Below are 2174 nucleotides of genomic sequence, written 5' to 3'. Positions count from 1 at the left end.
GCAGGTCGGCTGGCTGGACGGCCGCGTGCTGCCGCCGCCCAGTGTGACGCTGCCGTATGCGTTTTCCGGTGAGGCGGTGGTGGGTTTCGGCCAGCAGCGCAGCGGTTTGCTCGAGGCCTTACTGGTGACCTTGATGCGGGTCAGCGGCGGGTTGCTGGCCGGCAGCCTGGCGGCGCTGGTGCTGGCGGTTCTGATCACCGAAGTGAAGCTGTTGCGCCGTTTGATCCTGCCACTGGTGCAAACCCTGGCGCCGATCTCACCGGTGGCCTGGGTGCCCTTCACCATCGCGGTGATCGGCATTGGTGGCCAGGCGGCGGTCTTCGTGGTGTTCCTCGCCGTGCTGGGCACCATGACGCTGTCGCTGAGCGCCGCGCTGGACGCCATCAACCCGCAGTACCTGAACATCGCCCACAACCTGCGCTGCACCCGCAAACAAATCTGGTTGCGGGTGCGCTTGCCGGCGATTGCGCCGAGCGCGATGACCAGCCTGCGCATGGCCTTTTTCGGCGCGTGGATGGCGGTGCTGGCCGGGGAAATGGCGGGGATCAATTCCGGGCTGGGTTACATGATCATCATGGCCCAGCAGATGTACAACATGCCGTTGGTGATGGTGGGCGTGATGACCATTGGTGCTGTGGGTTTTGTGGTGGATCGCCTGTTGCTGTTGCTCGGGCGCCGTTTTAGCGGGTGGTCGTCATGAGCCGGGGCGCTACGCTGAGCTTTCGTGGCCTGAGCAAGCAGTTTGAAGGCGGGACGCGGGTCGATGTCGGTGATCTGGACATCAAGGCGGGCAGCTTCACCGTGCTGCTGGGGCGCAGTGGCTGCGGCAAAAGCACCTTGCTCAACATCGCCGCCGGTCTGCAACAGCCCAGCACCGGGCACCTTTTGTATGACGGCCAGGCGTTGACGGGCAACAAACCCGACAGCGCGCTGATCTTCCAGCAGAACAACCTGTTCCCGTGGATGAGTGCGGCCGAGAACATCGCCATCGCCCTGCTCAACCGTGGGCTGAACCGCGAAGACGCCAACCGGCGCGCCGGGCAATTGCTGGCCGAGGTCGGTTTGGCCGAGTTCGCCCAGCACCGGCCCGGCGCGTTGTCGGTCGGCATGTGCCAGCGCATTGCGTTGGCCCGGGCCTTGGCGCTGGAGCCACGTTTGCTGCTGCTCGACGAGCCGTTTTCAGCACTGGACGCTCAGACCCGGCGCTTGATGCAGGAGCAACTGCTGCGCGCCTGGAGCAGCAGCGGCGCCACTGTATTGATGGTCACCCACGACCTGCAAGAGGCGCTGTTGCTGGCCGACCGCATCGTGCTGATGGCCAGCGCGCCCCACGGGCACATCGCGCAGATCCTCGAAATCGACATGCCGCGCCCGCGTCTCGGGCGCTCGGAAGCACTGCTTGACCTGCAAGAGCGGCTGGACGCGTTCCTGACCCACGAAACCCGGCTGGCCGAGCACTTTTAGTTAACACGGGACCTCCCGACTTACTTGATTGGCACCCGGTCATTCGACCGATACGCCGCCCTTTGAAGAGCAAAGACCATGAGTGAAACCACACACCGCGTGACCATCAACGGACTGCACGTCAACGCTGGCCGCGAAGTTCGCGAGCGCATTCGTGCCGATGGCGAAGGTGACATTGCCCGCCCGCTGTACCAGACCTCCGTGCAGTGGACCCAGGGCTACCAGACCCAGACCACGGTCAAGTCCGGCGCAGTCCTGCACGGCGACGAACCGTGCGCCTACGGTGGCGCCGGGCTGGGTGCAACGCCTCAGGAACTGCTGCTGGCCGGTATCGGCAACTGCCTCGCGGCCACTTACATCGGCGGCTTGTCGGCCTCCGGGGTCAAGGTCAACAGCCTGGTGCTGGACGTTTCCGGGCGGGTGGATTTTCGTGCCGCGTTTGGCGTGACCAGCGGCAACCCGGGCTTTGAAAGCATCCAGGTGCAGGTTCTGATTGATACCGAAGAATCCTCCGAGCGCGTCGACGCCTTGCTGGCCAAGCTGCTGCCGACCGCGCCGATCCCCGACACCATCATGCGTCCGGTGCCGCTGACGGTGGAGGTTCAACACACTGGCGGCGCCACCCATGGCTGATAACGAGCACTCGGTGCTGGTCGTGGGCGGCGGGCCTGCGGGGCTGTCGTGCGCCTACGAACTGGTGCGTGCGGGCC

4 protein-coding genes are annotated in these 2174 nt (G+C 65.1%); all 4 read left to right on the top strand.

The genetic code is table 11. The annotated features are described in order from the left end of the window. On the top strand, positions 1 to 700 hold a 700-nt coding region (locus GHO25_RS25440; protein WP_153393321.1), incomplete at its 5' end, for an ABC transporter permease. Continuing rightward, positions 697 to 1464, top strand: coding sequence for an ABC transporter ATP-binding protein (locus tag GHO25_RS25435; RefSeq protein ID WP_153393318.1), 768 nt, complete (start codon positions 697 to 699; stop codon positions 1462 to 1464). The genes GHO25_RS25440 and GHO25_RS25435, both read left to right, overlap by 4 nt. Before the next feature lie 78 nt (positions 1465 to 1542). Next, entirely contained in the window at positions 1543 to 2097 is a 555-nt protein-coding gene (locus GHO25_RS25430) for an OsmC family protein (protein WP_048367688.1), read from the top strand. Continuing rightward, a partial coding sequence (locus GHO25_RS27000; RefSeq protein ID WP_372240979.1) for an FAD-dependent monooxygenase occupies positions 2090 to 2174 on the top strand: 85 nt, incomplete at its 3' end. The genes GHO25_RS25430 and GHO25_RS27000, both read left to right, overlap by 8 nt.

It is taken from the genome of Pseudomonas sp. FSL R10-1350 (assembly GCF_009600525.1).
GTDB lineage: Bacteria > Pseudomonadota > Gammaproteobacteria > Pseudomonadales > Pseudomonadaceae > Aquipseudomonas > Aquipseudomonas helleri.
The sequence above is the reverse complement of the archived record's forward strand: the minus strand, read 5'-3'. Positions and strand labels throughout refer to the sequence as shown.

Coding starts and splice junctions, on each gene's coding strand:
- GHO25_RS25435 (WP_153393318.1), top strand. CDS start 697: ATGAGCCGGGGCGCTACGCTGAGCTTTCGTGGCCTGAGCAAGCAGTTT.
- GHO25_RS25430 (WP_048367688.1), top strand. CDS start 1,543: ATGAGTGAAACCACACACCGCGTGACCATCAACGGACTGCACGTCAAC.